Raw genomic sequence first — 377 nt, 5'->3', positions numbered from 1 at the left:
GTCCTGTTCATCGAGCTGCTCGAGCGGATCGAAGTCACCCTGTTTCGACCGGAGGCGCGCCCATGAATCCGTCCGCAGCCATGGCCTCGCAGCCGAACCGCGATTTGCCGCAGCTCCCGGGACGGGCGCCTCAGCCGATCGTCGAAGTGCGCAGCGTCTCGAAGACCTATGCGGGCGGCATCGAGGCGCTCAGCGGCATCTCGCTGGAGTTTCCGGAAGGGCGCCTGACGACGCTGCTCGGCCCCTCGGGCTGCGGCAAGACCACGCTCCTCAAGATCATCGCGGGCCTGATCCCGGCCACTGGCGGCCAGGTTCTCGTCGACGGCCGCGAGGTGACCGGGCCTGGTCCACGGCCGCGAGGTGACCGGGCCTGGTCC

The 377-nt window shown here is 69.5% G+C and carries 1 protein-coding gene; it reads left to right on the top strand.

The window, feature by feature from the left end; translation table 11 throughout:
• Positions 1-62: 62 nt before the first annotated feature.
• A partial coding sequence (locus AB4Y92_RS26475; protein ID WP_441822326.1) for an ATP-binding cassette domain-containing protein occupies positions 63-377 on the top strand: 315 nt, incomplete at its 3' end.

Origin of the sequence: Lysobacter sp. TAB13 (genome assembly GCF_052113885.1) — a bacterium.
In the GTDB taxonomy this organism is placed as follows: domain Bacteria; phylum Pseudomonadota; class Gammaproteobacteria; order Xanthomonadales; family Xanthomonadaceae; genus Lysobacter; species Lysobacter gummosus.
The sequence above is the reverse complement of the archived record's forward strand: the minus strand, read 5'-3'. Positions and strand labels throughout refer to the sequence as shown.